The 17,433-nt window shown below is 37.4% G+C and carries 18 protein-coding genes; 2 read left to right on the forward strand and 16 right to left on the reverse strand.

Annotation, left to right across the window (positions count from 1 at the left end; translation table 11 throughout):
* Positions 1-994 precede the first annotated feature (994 nt).
* The gene (gene typA / locus ACFINW_RS04170) at positions 995-2,821 is read left to right on the forward strand and encodes a translational GTPase TypA (RefSeq protein WP_375629992.1); all 1,827 of its coding nucleotides are present in this window, start codon (positions 995-997) and stop codon (positions 2,819-2,821) included.
* A 68-nt stretch (positions 2,822-2,889) separates the two neighbouring features.
* Positions 2,890-3,420, forward strand: a complete 531-nt coding sequence (gene ppa / locus ACFINW_RS04175) for an inorganic diphosphatase (RefSeq protein ID WP_273790629.1) — start codon at positions 2,890-2,892, stop codon at positions 3,418-3,420.
* A 53-nt stretch (positions 3,421-3,473) separates the two neighbouring features.
* Here ppa and ACFINW_RS04180 read toward each other — a convergent pair whose 3' ends face one another.
* The 16 genes from ACFINW_RS04180 to ACFINW_RS04255 all read right to left on the reverse strand — a co-directional run.
* The gene (locus ACFINW_RS04180; RefSeq protein ID WP_375621163.1) at positions 3,474-3,788 is read right to left on the reverse strand and encodes a DUF167 domain-containing protein; all 315 of its coding nucleotides are present in this window, start codon (positions 3,786-3,788) and stop codon (positions 3,474-3,476) included.
* 22 nt (positions 3,789-3,810) lie between these two features.
* Complete coding sequence (locus ACFINW_RS04185; RefSeq protein ID WP_375621162.1) at positions 3,811-4,104, reverse strand: YggT family protein; 294 nt, start codon at positions 4,102-4,104, stop codon at positions 3,811-3,813.
* A gap of 327 nt (positions 4,105-4,431) precedes the next feature.
* The gene (locus tag ACFINW_RS04190; protein ID WP_273790632.1) at positions 4,432-4,992 is read right to left on the reverse strand and encodes an invasion associated locus B family protein; all 561 of its coding nucleotides are present in this window, start codon (positions 4,990-4,992) and stop codon (positions 4,432-4,434) included.
* 99 nt (positions 4,993-5,091) lie between these two features.
* Entirely contained in the window at positions 5,092-5,613 is a 522-nt protein-coding gene (locus ACFINW_RS04195; protein ID WP_375621161.1) for an RNA pyrophosphohydrolase, read from the reverse strand.
* A gap of 39 nt (positions 5,614-5,652) precedes the next feature.
* On the reverse strand, positions 5,653-6,963 hold the full coding sequence (locus tag ACFINW_RS04200; protein ID WP_375621160.1) for a S41 family peptidase: 1,311 nt from the start codon (positions 6,961-6,963) through the stop codon (positions 5,653-5,655).
* Complete coding sequence (locus tag ACFINW_RS04205; RefSeq protein ID WP_375630013.1) at positions 6,953-8,197, reverse strand: murein hydrolase activator EnvC family protein; 1,245 nt, start codon at positions 8,195-8,197, stop codon at positions 6,953-6,955. The genes ACFINW_RS04200 and ACFINW_RS04205 overlap by 11 nt, the downstream gene beginning before the upstream one ends.
* Before the next feature lie 133 nt (positions 8,198-8,330).
* Positions 8,331-8,813, reverse strand: coding sequence for a 23S rRNA (pseudouridine(1915)-N(3))-methyltransferase RlmH (rlmH, locus tag ACFINW_RS04210; protein ID WP_375621159.1), 483 nt, complete (start codon positions 8,811-8,813; stop codon positions 8,331-8,333).
* A gap of 1 nt (position 8,814) precedes the next feature.
* A complete protein-coding gene (rsfS, locus tag ACFINW_RS04215; protein WP_375621158.1) occupies positions 8,815-9,201 on the reverse strand; it encodes a ribosome silencing factor in 387 nt (128 codons plus the stop codon).
* Positions 9,202-9,312: 111 nt separating this feature from the next.
* Entirely contained in the window at positions 9,313-9,906 is a 594-nt protein-coding gene (locus ACFINW_RS04220) for a nicotinate-nucleotide adenylyltransferase (RefSeq protein ID WP_375621157.1), read from the reverse strand.
* 29 nt (positions 9,907-9,935) lie between these two features.
* Positions 9,936-11,192 carry a glutamate-5-semialdehyde dehydrogenase gene (locus ACFINW_RS04225; protein ID WP_375621156.1) on the reverse strand — a complete coding sequence of 419 codons (1,257 nt, stop codon included), beginning with the start codon at positions 11,190-11,192 and terminating at the stop codon, positions 9,936-9,938.
* A 45-nt stretch (positions 11,193-11,237) separates the two neighbouring features.
* Positions 11,238-12,377, reverse strand: coding sequence for a glutamate 5-kinase (gene proB, locus ACFINW_RS04230; RefSeq protein ID WP_375621155.1), 1,140 nt, complete (start codon positions 12,375-12,377; stop codon positions 11,238-11,240).
* Position 12,378: 1 nt separating this feature from the next.
* Positions 12,379-13,404, reverse strand: coding sequence for a GTPase ObgE (gene obgE, locus ACFINW_RS04235; protein WP_375639538.1), 1,026 nt, complete (start codon positions 13,402-13,404; stop codon positions 12,379-12,381).
* Between the two features lie 173 nt (positions 13,405-13,577).
* On the reverse strand, positions 13,578-14,306 hold the full coding sequence (locus ACFINW_RS04240; protein WP_375629986.1) for an RlmE family RNA methyltransferase: 729 nt from the start codon (positions 14,304-14,306) through the stop codon (positions 13,578-13,580).
* A gap of 29 nt (positions 14,307-14,335) precedes the next feature.
* Positions 14,336-15,646, reverse strand: a complete 1,311-nt coding sequence (locus ACFINW_RS04245) for a Ppx/GppA phosphatase family protein (RefSeq protein ID WP_375629985.1) — start codon at positions 15,644-15,646, stop codon at positions 14,336-14,338.
* 909 nt (positions 15,647-16,555) lie between these two features.
* Complete coding sequence (locus ACFINW_RS04250) at positions 16,556-17,161, reverse strand: invasion associated locus B family protein (RefSeq protein WP_273790643.1); 606 nt, start codon at positions 17,159-17,161, stop codon at positions 16,556-16,558.
* A partial coding sequence (locus ACFINW_RS04255) for a YadA-like family protein (protein WP_375606732.1) occupies positions 17,158-17,433 on the reverse strand: 276 nt, incomplete at its 5' end. The genes ACFINW_RS04250 and ACFINW_RS04255, both read right to left, overlap by 4 nt.

The following is a 17,433-nucleotide window of genomic DNA, read 5'->3' on the forward strand; positions in this document are numbered from 1 at the left end:
CTCTCTCGTATCAAAAACTGGCGCAATATTGACAGCTGAGAAAGAATAATAATGATGATACTCAACAGGCTTTATATTTCTTCACAAAGGCGTTAATAGTATACTATTCGCGTATGTTATATCATTTATGAGCCCTATCATGGAATGGATGTAGTGTACGTTAAGTAATCTCTCTTAAGTACATGAATATGCAACAAAAAGTATATTCTGTTTAAAGTGTTCTGTTTGGCATGAAAAGCATACTCCTATTAGAGAGTGCAATTAACAAAAGTGTAAGGCAATGCACTATCTCCATGGTTTAAAAGATATTACTTTAGATGCTTTTGAAATCATAAATTGGATTAACGGCAAAGATGGGAATTTTCTTTGGATGCCTTCATATTCTTTCTAAATAAGACTGTATTCCGAGTTCATAAATAAATCAAACAGATATAACTCTTGCCCTAATCTGGCATACAAAAGCTAGAACTTCTTATAAAATTCTTAATCGTCTCAATATTTACCTCAAATACACGGTTGCATTAGATCTGGATTTTGATTGACAAGTTATGGAATAAGAAAAAGCTTTATTTAGAATAAAAATATTGTAAAGTTGTCAATAAATTGGCTATGGATTAAGAGATATTCCGGATTTTTATCAATCTCTTTGCAAAACAACAACAACAACAATATCGCTAGCTTTATACTTACTTACTCTTACAAGAATTCATATAAATTTCTTGTGTCATATTGATAAAAATCAAATTGACTGTGATTTTTGGGATAATTTTTAGCTCGAGAATAGAACATACGTACTATAAAAAACTTTTACGAAGCTTCAGAAATTGAAGCTCAATAGAGCCTTAAAGACTTGGATAAATAGTTTTGCCATAAAAATATTGCCTCCATCTTCCAAAATTATAAAAAAACATGTAAAAGGTTTTTTAATAGTCAGGCAAAGAATGTAAAGACTTTGCCTCAAATGAAATTTCATTAAACGAAAAGAAGAAAATTTATGCAATTGCGTAACATTGCCATCATTGCCCACGTTGACCATGGGAAAACAACGCTTGTAGACGGGCTTCTCAAGCAATCAGGAAACTTCCGTGATAATCAGCGTACAAGCGAACGTATGATGGATTCAAACGATATTGAGAAAGAACGCGGAATTACAATCCTAGCGAAAGTGACATCTGTTGTTTGGAAAGATACTCGAATTAATATTGTTGATACACCAGGACACGCTGACTTTGGTGGAGAAGTTGAACGCATCCTCAATATGGTTGATGGAGCCATTGTACTTGTTGATGCTGCTGAAGGACCAATGCCACAAACAAAATTTGTCGTTGGCAAAGCATTGAAAGTAGGATTGCGCCCTATTGTTGCTATTAATAAAATTGACCGACCGGATGCACGCGTTGATGAAGTCATTAATGAGGTTTTTGACCTTTTCGCTGCTCTTGACGCAACCGATGAACAGCTTGATTTTCCTATTCTTTATGGATCTGGACGCGATGGATGGATGGCTGAAGCCCCAGAGGGACCAAAAGATCAGGGATTAGGTCCTTTATTTGATCTTGTGACGCAGCATGTCCCTTCTCCTAGTGTAGCAGAAGGACCGTTTCGCATGATTGGAACTATTCTTGAAGCGGATCCGTTTTTGGGACGAATTATTACAGGACGGATTCATTCTGGCTCTCTAAAACCCAATCAAAATGTCAAGGTTCTTGGACAAGATGGAAAACTTTTAGAAACTGGGCGTATTTCAAAAATTTTAGCATTTCGTGGCTTAGAACGGCAACCTATTGAAGAAGGAAGTGCTGGTGATATTGTTGCGATTGCAGGTCTACAAAAAGGTACCGTTGCTGATACTTTCTGTGACCCTACTGTCAATGAACCCCTTACTGCCCAACCAATTGATCCTCCTACTGTTACTATGAGTTTTCTCGTCAACGATAGTCCCCTTGCTGGAACTGAAGGCGATAAAGTAACAAGTCGTGTCATTCGTGACCGATTGTTAAAAGAAGCAGAAGGCAATGTCGCTCTTAAAATTGAAGAATCAGTCGATAAAGATTCTTTCTACGTTTCAGGACGAGGAGAATTACAGCTTGCAGTTCTCATTGAAAATATGCGCCGTGAAGGATTTGAACTTAGTGTTTCACGCCCACGTGTTGTTATGCAAAAAGATGAAAATGGAATAACTCTTGAGCCAATCGAAGAAGTTGTTATCGATGTTGATGAAGAATATTCCGGTACTGTTGTACAAAAAATGTCTGAACGTAAAGGCGAAATGGTGGAATTACGTCCTTCTGGAGGTAATCGTGTCCGCCTTGTCTTTTATGCACCAACCCGAGGACTCATTGGTTATCAATCTGAACTTTTAACGGACACACGTGGTACAGCAATTATGAATCGCCTTTTCCATGCTTATGAACCTTATAAAGGAGACATTGCTGGTCGTGTTAATGGTGTTATGATTTCAAATGACAACGGTGAATCTGTCGCTTATGCTCTTTTTAATCTTGAAGATCGTGGACCTATGATCATCGATGCGGGTGTGAAAGTCTATCAAGGTATGATTATTGGCATCCACTCACGAGATAATGACTTAGAAGTCAATGTCTTAAAAGGGAAAAAACTCACCAATATGCGCGCTTCTGGAAAAGATGAGGCCGTAAAGTTAACGCCTCCCATTAAAATGACATTAGAACGCGCCTTATCGTGGATACAAGATGATGAACTTGTGGAAGTAACCCCTAAAAATATTCGTCTCCGCAAACTCTATCTTGATCCTAATGAACGTAAACGTTTTGAAAAAACACGTACATCAATTTCAAGTTAATTTCATAATCTCTTTGGTAAAATATTTAATTGTATTGAGCCTCACTATATTCCAGAAAGGATGTCTCTATGAATATTAAGGAAATACCCGTAGGCAAAAATCCACCAGAAGATATTAACGTTATTGTGGAAGTCTCCCTTGGTGGTCAACCAATAAAATATGAGATGGATAAAAAGTCGGGTGCATTATTTGTTGACCGTTTTCTTCATACATCAATGGTTTATCCTGGAAATTACGGTTTTGTCCCTCATACGCTTTCAGATGATGGTGATCCTATTGATGTCCTTATCTGTAATACCCGTCCACTTATGCCTGGTTGTGTTATCAATGTTCGCCCCATCGGAGCTCTAATGATGGAAGATGATGGTGGTAAAGATGAAAAAATTATTGCCATTCCCACTACAAAATTAACAAAACGCTATATCAATATTCATGACTACACAGACTTGCCTGAGATTACACTTAAACAAATCGAACATTTCTTCAAGCATTATAAAGATTTGGAACCTGGGAAATGGGCCAAAATTGAAGGGTGGCGTGATAAAAACTTTGCTCATGAATTAATTAAGCAAGCTGTTGAACGCAATAAAAAAATATAACGATTTTAATAAAATAAAGCCTATTTAAAAATAGGCTTTATTCTTTATTTTTTCTACGAGATGCAATCTCTAAAGGATTGCCATATCTGCTGTAATTCTTCTAAATGTGTCGAAAAGTAAAGTTGTTTGTAGCGAGATGTTGCGCCGCTTTTCAGAGAAATAGAAGAAGCTGAAATCTTCCACTGCTTCGCAAGAAATTTAATGAGAGCTTTATTCGCTTTTCCATCTTCAGGAACAGCACGAAGGCGTATAACCAGATATTGTTTTTCACCATCCCTACATTCAATCCCTATTATTTTGTCAACGGATGATTTGGGAATGAGATATACAAACAAAATCAAGTTATTTTTATCAACTTGATAAAACATGTATTCGCCTCAAGTAATATTTCTATACATATATGTTTGCGTAAACGCGCCACATGAAAACACGAATAAAATAAATAATAATGAACACTACAATAGGTGAAATATCAATCGTTCCCAAATTTGGTAAAATTTTCCGGATACGGCTTAGAACGGGATTTGTAAAACGATATAGAAAGCTTCCTATCAAAACAACAAAGCGATTGCGTGAATTTATGATATTAAAGACATAAAGCCAAGAAAAAATGACACTAGCGATTAAAATATCAATATAAATCTCAAAAATCAAATCAATCGTTCGAAGCAATGCATAAATCATGCGTCATCCCTTTCAATCAAGGAAACAGAAGAGCGTATAGAAAACCTTCATTAAAGCAGGTCTGTGTATCAAAAAATGGTTTTATATTTCAATACTCTTTTTTCTTGAATAAAAACCAGACATCTAAATTCTTCATCTCTCTATTTAATGACGATGCAGTTAGAAAACAAATATCAAAATTAAAAATAGCACATAAAATAGAAGAAACGGCAAAAAATCTGAATATCTCTTATAGGATTAATCTTAAATCTCATCGTTTTAATTATTAATTATAAAAAAACAAACAAACTAAAAACGGCCTTTTAAAGGCCGCTTCTAGTTCTAAAATTATTTCTGCAAAGCAGTCAAACGATTAAGAGCACTACTAAAACCATCTAGCTGAACAAATAAATCATTCAAAGCTGGTTCACCTGCAGCAGCAATTGTCATTGCCAACTTTAACTGTTTTCCAGAACGTAAAGCTGCTACGTGATTTTTGTCAAAAACGACAGGAACCACACAACCTGCTGGTACACAAGTCCGGATACCGGTTTCGATAACAGCTTTTCCCTCATCAACTTGTAAACGAACAGGCTTAGAAACCAAAATGCCAAAAGGAACTGTTAAATTACCAGATACAACACCCTCAGCATCGAGAGTAAGGCCCATAGCCACAACAACACGCCCCTGCTCATTCACTTCTTGACGGTGCATAAAACAAATTCTTTTCCCTTCTTGTATACCACAGTTAATAGTCCACAAACCGTAGGTTTCAGTCAAAGAAGAAGCTCCATTTGGCAATGTCGCTGCCGCATCTTTTGATGCAGGAGGCTTTGAACTTGTTGCAAATGCAACAGATGAAATACTCAAGAGAGTAAAAACTATAAGTAAATTAAATAACTTTTTCATTTTATATTCCTGTTCTTTACATAAAAGATAAACATGTTTATTATTTATTATAATATAAAGCATCTTAATAAAAAAAGCTTTCTCGTAATCATATAGCTTTTATAATGGTCTAAGGCTACCTCGAAATTCGCTGACAACTTTCGTATAAACGTGCTTTTTAAAAGAAACAGCAATCAACGGAAGGGTTTCTAGATCAATCCATTTCCATTGATCGAATTCCGCTTTATTGCCATCTGGTGGCGGATTAATCGCAATTTCAGAAAGCTTTCCTGTAAACTGGAAAGCAAACCATTTTTGTATTTGCCCACGATATTTATTTGTTAATGTGCACCCAATAAGTTCTTGTGGAAAATCATAATGGAACCAATTTTGTGCTTCTTTAATCAACTTCACAGATCGAATACCCGTTTCTTCATAAAGTTCACGATATGCTGCATCTAATGGTTTTTCATTTTCATCAATCCCTCCTTGAGGAAGCTGCCAACGATGAGATATTTCAATATCTGCATGAATGGGCATCATTAAACGACGCCCAACCCACACTTTACCCTCATGATTAAAAATAACAATCCCAACACATTTGCGATATGGAAGAATCTTCAAATTAATACCTGCATCCATTTAATATTCCTCAAAATCGCAAGCTATAGATATCAATTCTCACTTTAATACATCCTTATTGGGATCTGGTGGAAATGCTGCATTTGACATTTCACCTCGTAACAGTTTATAGGCCTCATTCAATTGAATATCATCTTTAGGGTCTTTGGGAACAAAAGCAGCTGAACCAGATCCTTTATTACTTTCTCTTTTTCCTTTGATATGTCCTTTTAATGCAGACTCACCAACTTTTACATCATAACCTTTATATTTTTCAGGGAGTGGTTGCTCTACAATAATATCAGGCGTAATCCCTGTTCCTTGAATAGAAGTGCCTGATGGCGTGTAATAAAGTGCTGTTGTTAAGCGTAAAGCCCCATTTTCACCCAAAGGAATAATTGTTTGAACAGATCCTTTACCAAAAGACTGCGTCCCTAAAATTGTTGCACGACGATGATCTTGCAATGCACCCGCAACAATTTCAGAAGCACTTGCTGAACCACCATTAATAAGAACAATGAGCGGTTTTCCATTGATGACATCACCTGGCTTCGCATCAAATCTTGTCACATCACTCTTTTTGCGCCCACGAGTCGACACAATTTCACCCTTATTGAGAAAAGCACTCGAAACATTAACAGCTTGATCTAAAAGCCCACCCGGATTAAGCCGCAAATCAAGGACGTAACCTTTTAGCTTATCTTCAGGAATTTTAGATTGGATATCTTTAATTGCCGCTAGAAGATTATTTAATGTCTGTTCAGAAAACTGGATAACTCTTAAATATCCAATATCACCCTCAACCCGATATTTCACCGCTTTTACTTTGATAATATCACGAACAATCTTCACTTCAAATGGCTTATCAACGCCAGAACGAATAATTGTTAAGGTAATTGGTGTTCCAGGAGCACCTCGCATCTTATTAACAGCTTCATTCAATGTTTGACCATTCGTTTGTACATCATCAATTTTTGAAATAAGGTCTCCTGCTAGAATACCTGCTTTTGAAGCGGGAGTATCATCCATTGGTGAAACAACTTTAATTAAGTTTTTTTCCATAGTGACCTCAATACCAAGACCTCCGAACTCTCCTTTCGTAGAATCCCGCATATCCTTGGCTTCTTCAGCATTCAAATAAGATGAATGAGGGTCCAGTGATGTGAGCATGCCATTGATAGCGTTTTCAATAAGCTTTTTATCATCTGGAACTGTAACGTATTGCATACGCACACGCTCAAAAACATCGCCAAATATAGCTAGCTTTTTATATGCATTATCTTCATTATTCGCAGCAACAGACTGCACCATAATCATTGAACAGGCGCCGAGCAATACCCCAGCGACCAAAAGAATAACTTTACGAATCATTTTGGCTCCTTCTTATTTTTTCAGTCTGCCACCAAGGAGTTGGATTTACAGGTTTTCCCTGCTTTCTAAACTCAATGTAAAGCATTGGAGAAGTTTTTCCTATATCCAATGCAACACTGTTTGAAATAAATTGCATCTCCATTATACCCAGAGGCTCACCTGAAAGAACAAACTGCCCCTGTTTTACATTAATTCTCGACATTCCAGTAAGAATGATATGATAACCATTTCCAACATTGAGAATGATTAAATGTCCGTAAGAACGAAATGGCCCAGCAAAAGCAACAAAAGCATCTACAGGTGATATAACAACAGCTCCTGACTCTGTTTCTATCGTTTCACCAAAGCGCGTAATCTGCGAACTTTTATTAGAGTGACGTATTCTTTTTCCTGAAACAGGAAAAAGTAAAGAACCTTTTCGGCTTTCAAAATTGGACTGTTCTAACAATTGCAAACTTTTCCTTACCTGTACTGATGCATCAGAGCTAAATTTTGACTGGCGGTCGAGCTCTAAAATCAATTCTTCCAAAGACTGCGCTTTTTTAGCAAGAGCAATATTTTTTTGTTGCTGTTCTGTAAGTTCTTTTTCTGATTTTTTTTGTAGTTTGTTTTTTTGGTCTAATAAAAGCTCTAGACGTTTTCGCTGCTCTGCTTGATTTTGCAGTTTTGTCTTTAATGCCTTATATTCCGTAGTAATGGAATTACTCAAATTGGTCAACTCCTTGAGTTTTTCTGTTAAATCTCGCGTTTTCTCTTGCATCTGAGGAATAACAGTACCTAATAAAACGGAACTACGTATAGAAGCCAACGCGTCCTCTGGCTGTATCATAAGAGCAGGAGGCGGATTCAATCCCATACGCTCCAAAAGTGCAAGAACTTCCGCAAATTCAGCACGACGATTTTTTAAACTTTGATAGACTTGTACCCGCTTTTCTATCATTTTTTTAAGCTTTTCTTCCCTTTTAGCAATATCATCTGCTACTATACGTTCTTCTTTAGCCGCCTTTATGAGTGCATCACTCAAAACACGTTGATCTTTTTTTAAATGCTCAACTTGATGCATAAGAAAAGCAACACGCTCACGCGAAAGTGAAATATTTTGGCGAATTTCTCCTAATTCTTTATGGACTTCCGTACTCCTCATTGTATCTTCCGCATGCGATACAGAAAAGCAAAAAAATATACTCAAGAGCAGAATGACAAATATGACGCACTCCTCATATAAATATAGCATCTTTCTATGAAGAAGCTTTTTCATTTGCAAAAACCATGACACCTCATCGTATACATTAGAGATGCTTTAAATGGTGTCAGCTAAAACAATATTAATAAACATATAAATAAGTGCTAAAAATTGAACAAAAATATTAAAAACGATGATACGGATGATGATTTTCAATTGTTACAGCGCGGTAAAGTTGTTCTGTAAGAAGAATACGTGCAATTTGATGTGGCCACGTCATCAAACCAAAAGATAAAAGAAAATCAGCACGCTTCCTTATTTGTTCATTATGCCCATCAGGTCCTCCCAAAGCAATGACGACATCTCGAATGCCCTCATCACGATAACACCTCAATTTTTCAGAAAAAGAAATTGACGAAATCGATTCTCCACGCTCATCTAACACAATTAATCGACATTTTTCAGGTAAAAATTCAATAAGTTTTCTCCCCTCTTCCTCCATACGTTGATAAACTGTTTGAGCACGACTTTCTGGTATCTCTTGTAACTTTTTTAAATGAAAGCCTACATCTCCAGAAATTTTAGAAAAACGATCCAAATAATGCTGAACTAATTTTTGCTCCGCCCCACTTTTCATACGACCAACCGCAAAAATAGAAATTTGCATTTTAATGCTCTCCGAAGAGAAGCAAAGCCGTATCGTTTAAATCCGGCGTCATCCATATTTTTTCTAAATTATAAAAAAGACGAATTTCTGGACGAAAAAGATGAACGATAATATCACCTGTATCAATCAATACCCAGTCACCTCCAGCAAGCCCTTCTACACGCGCAAGCCCCTGCCCACTATCTTTCCAAGTATGCAATAAATGATCAGCAACAGACGATACATGACGCTGCGAATTTGCTGAAGCTATGACCATATAATCAGCCAAAGATGACTTCCCTCGAATATCAATAGCAACAATATCTTCTGCTTTTGTATCTTCTAAACTCTTGAGAATAACTTCAAGACTCTCACTAACAGAAAAAACTTTTTTTTCTTTTGAAGGCATAATATCGTAAGAGTGTTTGTGTGCAACGTTTTTCAGATCAATATCCTTTCTTATCGTTGTGGAATCTAAAAAAGAGACTTCTCTAAAGAGAAGCAGAATCTTATGAAATGTTCAAGAAAAATCATTCTTCTTCAAACGAAGGTTTGTTGAAGATTGAAAAGATAAAGGTCCATGCAAATAAGTCCAAACTGGTGGCTTGATAAAAGGTAATCGCTTACTTTCTCTCTCATCCAAACGAAAACGGCGATAAATATGTGCCATAGGAGAGGAAAGTGCTGACCGATTGCCTAAAGGACGATCAATAATCGCAATAGGAAGCATAGAGACGATATCATGCCATCGATACCAATGATGTATCGTCGCAAAACTATCTGCCCCCATAATCCATACAAAATTTACGCCACTGTAATGAGTAAGAATATGAAAAATCGTATCTACTGATACTTTGCTCCCTATAGCCTGTTCAAAACCTGTTAAGCGAATTTTTGGATGGTCAATAAGTTTAAAACTTAATTGCATTCTCTCCTCTAAAGAGGGTAACTGTGTACAATCCTTTAAAGGATTTCCTGGAGAGATCATCCACCATAACTGATCAAGATGCAAACGCCGAATGGCAATTTTTGCAACAAGAAGATGCCCCGCATGCGGTGGATTAAAGGAACCACCAAAAAGACCCACAACATTAGATCTTTCAACATGTGGCATACAATTTTTCCATGGAAAAAATGGTGTTCTCAAGCTCTAACCTGACCATTTCCTTTAACGTGATATTGAAATGATGTTAGCTGTTCAACACCTATGGGACCACGTGCATGCATTTTTCCTGTTGCGATACCAATTTCCATTCCAAAACCAAATTCACCTCCATCAGCAAATTGTGTAGATGCATTGTGTAATAAAATAGCTGAATCTAAATGATTAAAAAAATTCTTCACCACTTCTAAATCCTCAGCAATAATCGATTCCGTATGTCCTGATGAATAACGCTTGATATGAGAAATGGCTCCCTCAACACCCTCAACCGTTTTAACAGAAAGAATAGCATCAAGATATTCATGCGACCAATCTTCTTCAGAAGCTAATTTGACATCTGGCATAAGAAAAACAATATCTTCTGTGGCACGAATTTCACACCCCTTTTCCTGTAAAGCAGTTAAAACAGGAAGAAATTTTTTTAATGCTTGGCCGTCAATGAGAACTGTCTCAACAGCACCGCATATCCCTGTTCGCCGCAGCTTTGCATTTAAAACAATATTGCGTGCCATATCTAAATCTGCCGATTTATCAATATAAATATGACAAAGTCCCTCCAAATGAGCAAAAATTGGAACACGTGCATCAGACTGAACGCGGGCAACAAGGCTCTTTCCACCACGTGGTACGATCACATCAATCGCTCCATCCAATCCTTTGAGCATTTCCCCAACGGCAGCACGATCTGTCGTTCCAACCATTTGGATGGCATCTTTAGGTAAACCAGAGCGCTCTAAACCTTGTACCAAAGCTAAATGAAGAGCATGAGAAGAATGAAAGCTATCCGAACCACCGCGCAAAATCGCAGCATTGCCAGCTTTTAAGCACAAAGCACTCGCATCAACTGTAACATTTGGACGACTTTCATAAATAATGCCAATCACACCAAGAGGTGTTCGTACACGACTTATATGAAGCCCATTTGGACGCGTCCATTCATCCATCACTTGCCCAACAGGATCAGATAAACGAGTAACTTGGCGAACACTATCTATCATTGCACGTAAACGCAAATCATCTAATTTTAGCCGATCAATCATTGCAGCTTTCAAATTATTCTGAGCAGCATTCTCTAAATCTTGACAATTCGCCCGTAAAATTTCATCTGACTGAGCCTCTAGACTTAAAGCGATCATTTCTAATGCATTGTTCTTTTGCTCAGAAGAAGCAACGGCCAACGCTGCAGCGGCATAGCGTGCTTTTTGTCCCATATCTTTCATTTGTTCTTCTAAAGTCATCGTAACATCCACTCTGCCAAAACAATAAAAACAAAAGTAACTTTTTTAAACAGTATTGGTCAAGCAACGTACAATCATATCATTACGATGCACCATAGCAGAGCGCGCCTCATACCCAAGAATAGCTTCGATTTCTTTACTTTTATGTCCTATAATGCGTACAGCCTCATCTTTGTCATAGCTTACAAGTCCACGCGCAATCTCAACTCCATCTGTACCAATAATTGCAACCGTATCCCCACGCTGGAAATTTCCCTCAACGCCAATAACCCCTGCAGCTAATAATGATTTTCCTGATTCAAGAGCCCTAATGGCTCCTTGATCAATCGTCAAAACACCAGATGGATCTAAATGACCAGAAATCCATGTTTTCCAAGCATTGACAGATTTCTTACTTGCCGCAAAAAAACTCTTGCGTTCACCTTTGTCAATTGCAGCAAGGGGATTCATACGCTTGCCTGAGGTGATAATCATCGCCGTTCCAGCAGCATTAGCTATTTTTCCGGCTTCAAGCTTAGTCTTCATTCCTCCCCGTGAAAACTCTGAAGCAGCAACATCTGCCATTTTTTCGATATCATGCGTAATGGATGCAACAAAAGGTATAAATTCAGCCGTAGGATCACTATGGGGAGACTTTGTATAAAGACCATCAATATCGGATAAAAGTATTAAAAGATCTGCCCTCACCATTGTTGCCACACGTGCAGCTAAACGATCATTATCACCATAACGAATTTCAGTTGTTGCAACAGTATCATTCTCATTAATAACAGGCACAGCTCCCAAATATAAAAGCATCTCAATCGTTGCACGTGCATTGAGATAACGCCTTCGCTCCTCCGTATCAAATAAAGTGAGCAAAATTTGGCCTGTTTTGAGCCCATGTTGAGCAAGCGCATCACCATAGGTTTTTGCTAACTCAATTTGCCCCAAAGCAGCACATGCCTGACTTTCTTCCAATTTCAAAGTCCCCTTAGGAAGCTGTAGCAATGTCCTTCCTAAAGCAATAGCGCCTGAAGACACCAATAATATCTCTACGCCTTTTTTATGCAATTCAACAACATCATTGATCAAGCTTTTAAGCCACTCAACCCGTAAACCTGCCTGAGGATCAACCAAAAGGGCAGATCCAATCTTGACTACAATACGTTTATAGTGTGTAAGTTTTTGCGATCCAACAGCCATCTCAATCAACCTTGCTATCCCCACTGATCTCCTCTTTGCGTGACATTTCAATAATATGTGCACCAGCACGCAGCACATTTTCTAAACCTTCGCGGCTAACCGCAGAAAACATCATAACAGGTTGATCCGTTACTTTTTGCAAAGCTTCCCGTTTAGCTTCACGCTCTTCAATCGTTAGCGTATCTATCTGGCTTAAAGCAACAATTTCAGTTTTATCACTTAGATTATTTCCATATGCCTCAAGTTCATGACGCACAATTTGATATGCTTTTGCAACATCTTCTTCTTGAGAAGAAATTAGATGAAGCAGTACGCGACAACGTTCCACATGTCCTAAAAAACGATCTCCAATTCCCACACCTTCATGCGCTCCTTCAATTAATCCTGGAATATCAGCCAAAACAAATTCACGACCATCAATACGTACAACACCAAGATGAGGATGTAGAGTGGTAAAAGGATAATCTGCAACTTTTGGTTTTGCAGCCGTTACAGAAGCTAAAAAAGTTGATTTTCCAGCATTTGGTAAACCAACAAGCCCCGCATCAGCAATTAACTTCAAACGAAGCCATATTGCACGCTCTTCTCCAGCCAAACCTGGATTTGCACGACGCGGTGCCCGATTTGTCGATGTTGTAAAGTGAAGATTGCCAAAACCGCCATTCCCTCCTTTTGCAAGGCGATAGCGCTGTCCCACTTCCGTTAAATCACAGATTAACGTTGTATTATCTTCTTCAAAAATTTGCGTCCCAACCGGAACTTTAAGGATGACATCATTACCCTTCTCACCCGTCATATTACGCCCCTTGCCATGCCCCCCTGTTTTTGCTTTAAAATGCTGTTGGTAGCGATAATCAATCAGCGTGTTAAGCCCATCAACAACAAGAGCCCAAACATCACCACCCCGTCCTCCATTCCCCCCATCAGGTCCCCCAAATTCTATGAATTTTTCACGACGAAATGATACTGCTCCAGAACCTCCATTACCAGAACGAATATAAACTTTAGCTTGATCAAGAAATTTCATTGGAAACACTCATTGAGGAATCAATCTCTTTACCTCTATAGGCAATACATTAATTTTACCAGTTTTTCATCATTGATAACAGAAAAACTGTCACTATCGCCGATAACTCTTTGAGAAAAAAATCATCACATCTAAATAGGTTAAGTAAAGTTAAGTCTTCTTAAAAGAAGGCGCTATTCTTGTATTTTTGTTTTTCCCTTAAATTCAAGTGCTAGAAGATAAAGCTCTACTGATTCTGATCGGCTTGCGGGTGGTTTAACATGATAGACTTTTTTAAAATGCTGTTTTAGTATCGTAAGAAGAGTGTTTTCTGCTCCTCCTTGAAAAGCCTTTGCTAAAAAATGTCCCCCAGGCTTAAGAACCGAAAGAGCAAAATCAGCCGCAACTTCACATAAATAAATCGTTCTTAAATGATCCGTCTGACGATGACCTGTTGTTGGCGCTGCCATATCAGAAAGAACCACATCCGGTTTTGTCCCTAAAGTTTCAATTAATTTCTGCGGTGCATCTGTATGCAAAAAATCCATTTCCAACATGGCAACTCTAGGTAATGGATCAACATGTAAATAATCAATACCAACAACGCTAGGATCCTCATCACTTGACCCTACTATACGCTCAACCACCTGACACCAGCCCCCAGGTGCTGCTCCTAGATCAATAACCTTTTGACCTTTTTTCAAAAACCTATAGCGCTCATTAATTTCAATGAGTTTATAAGCCGCACGCGAACGATAACCATCTACTTTTGATTGATGGACATAAGGATCATTCAGATGCCTCTCTAACCATCGTCGTGATGAAGCTTTAATGGTTCCTGCTTTCTTTTTTACGCGCTGATATAATTCATGTGACCCTGAACCTCCATAGCCACCTCTTGGTGTTTTTGTTGTTTTTTTCATCGTTATTCATTGTCTCCATATTTAATTCTCTAACGCTTGAAATCTCTGCTCTTTCTATGACGACACCATACTCCATCGCGTAACATCAGCTCTATCAAAATTCCTTCCCTTAATCCACGATCAGCAACTCTTAAACGCTGACTTGGCCAAACTTCCCGAATAACATCTAAAATTGCACAACCAGCTAAAACTAAATCTGCTCTCTCGCGTCCAATAAAAGGACTTATGACACGTTTTTCTATATCCCATGATAATAGGCGTTGTGTCATAAGTGTAATGTCTGCATCATTCATCCAAATGCCATCCACTTTTTTCCTATCATAACGCTCTAAATTAAGATACATTCCTGCTAAAGTCGTAACCGTACCGGAGGTTCCCAAAAGATGAAACTTCGAACCTTGTGCTAACTCTCCTAATTTATGACGATCTGAAAAATTATTTAATAACCCTCGCACATAGCTTTTCATTTTTTCAAAATCGTCTAAGCTAATATCATTCCCTCCAAAACGTTCAGCAAGCGTAACAACACCAACAGGAAGAGAAGTCCAAGCGATAATTTGTCGAGCTAAACGAAAAGAACGCTTTTGAGAAACATCCAGTAGCACAATTTCTGATGATCCTCCTCCGATATCAAAAAGCACAATTGCGTCAGTATTTGGTTCAACAAGTGTACTACACCCTGTAACAGCAAAACGCGCTTCTGTTTGCCGATCAACAATTTCCAATTCAAGACCTGTCTCCTCCAAAACACGCTGAATAAAATGTCTACCATTTTCTGCAGAACGACAAGCTTCCGTTGCAATCAAGCGATAACGCTTAATATGCCTTTGTTTTAGCTTTAAATGACAAATCTTTAATGCTTCAATCGCACGATCCATAGCTTGTGTATTAAGAAAACCGTTATTTATTAAACCTTCTCCCAATCGTACAATACGAGAAAAAGCATCAACAACACGAAAATATCCAGGTTTACTGGGAGATGCGATAAGAAGACGACAATTATTTGTTCCGAGATCAAGTGCCGCATAAAGAGGTGGAGATTTTACTGGATGGAACCGTCGAAGAAAAGGTGCTTTGAGTTTTTTTGTTTTTTGAGTACCTATCATTATCTGGTTATGAAACTCAAAAGCTGTCTCAGATTGAACAAAAACCTGTTTCTGTTCATAATGTTTTTTTCTCTGTTGTCTCTTTATATCAACAAGGACAGAGTATGCCTCTGTTCGTGACAATGCAGAAAGATTATTTGTATTACTACCGCACTGATCATACAACTGATCTGCTTTGGTATCGTATATTTCTCCTCGCTTTAACTCTTTTGAACCATAATTTAACGGGGTCATGTCCCTTATCCCTTGAGCGTTCCCCCAATAAATAAACGCGAAAACTCTTCTGCTCATTCCTAAATAAAGCAATAATGCAGCATCAAATGATATATACAAGAAATCATTCTTTCTTTTTCTATCATTAAAATTTTCTACACTAACATCATTCAGATTTTTGTATAATCTTTCGGTTGTTTCCGTGAAATCATGCATCTCTTTATGAACTTAAAACTATAAATTAATCGTTTACGTTCACATCAATTTTTATAAATTATGCTCTTTTCTTGATACCATTCACACGGAGCACACCTCTATTGTAACAAACCTACACTATCATACTATTTGCTGACTCTTAAGGTTACAACAACCTATACATTAGTACGGTTTATAAGAAAAAATTTTTTTAATCTCGTTATCCACACACGAGCTTCGTCTGTTATATGCGATGAAATGGCTTTGATTATGCTGGAATAAAAGTTCTGTAGTACCACAAAATGCAATTACAATAGCTGTTATTTTGTGAATACCAATAAAAACCATCATTCAAAAAAATCTCTAGAATTATAAATTTATCTGAAAAATATTAATGCATAATCAGACCGCTTTAAAAATCCATTTGAAGCTTAAAAAAAGAATTTAGTCTACTCATTATTGTAAGGAATAAATCGAGTATTTCTCATCTTTTTTACTTTTAATAACTAACGAAATCATTCTTTAAGCATTACGGGAAACACTAACTTGATTTTCTATTACATATAAAGAACTTACTGTGACTTTATATTCATAAAACTCTCACTCTTTCCAACAAATCACCTCGATATCATATTATATAAAACTTCTTACTTATTTGACCTTATAATTTACACTCAGAAATATAATACAACAATTTATGGAAAAATGACTCTTGTTAAAAATACTCGATGGATTCTAAGGACGGAAAGAATTAAGTGCTGCATTTAACCCTTTAAATGGTACAGTAAAAGAAAATACCTTACCTTCTTTAGTTTTATAGGAAATACGTACCTTATTGTTCTGCTCTATTTGTTTAGTCAAAACCGGCCCTACAGGTGATTGTGCCAAACAAACCGTTTCATTACATTGCGTATAATTAATAAGAACAGGTTTTTTAACATCTTTTACAAACATTTGAATCGGAACATTTATATCAGAATTTGGCAATGTTCGAAAAAGCATCACTGCTTGACCACTTGTCGTAGAAACAAGAGACCAACTAAAAATGGTATTTCCTTCTTGATCATGAACCGTCTGTGTTACATTACATATACCTTGCTTATGTTTAAGCTTTTGTTTTTCGTCACAAATCAAAGTCCAATCATAAAACTGCATAATAATTCGACGTGTTTCGCCAGGTTCTCCCTTAGGTATCGATAAGTGCGGTGGATGCACTGTATAAATATTATTGTTCTCGTTGGCAAAGCTTTCGCTCTTGCCTATTAAGGCAAGAGCAAACAGCAGAACCTTTACTAACATACTTCTCGTTTTTACAATAACAGCCATTTTTTCTATTATCATCTCAACCTCAGAGTAATTCCAGCGCCTATTCCCCAATGACCTCCAGCACTTGTCACAGATACATTCGAGCGAATATTTCCATCTTCAGATGTATAACCAGCACCAATAGCAAGTGCAGATTGACTGCGCCATAAACCACTCCCAAATGAAACACTTAAAGATCCTGGTATATCATAGTAACGTAAGTTGGACACCGCTAGACCAATAGCAGCAGCTTGTCTTGCTTCTTTCCGAACATCCTGAATAGCATAATTCAATGTCTCAAACTTCAT

Source organism: Bartonella sp. AA18HLJMS (assembly GCF_042197245.1).
Lineage (GTDB): Bacteria > Pseudomonadota > Alphaproteobacteria > Rhizobiales > Rhizobiaceae > Bartonella.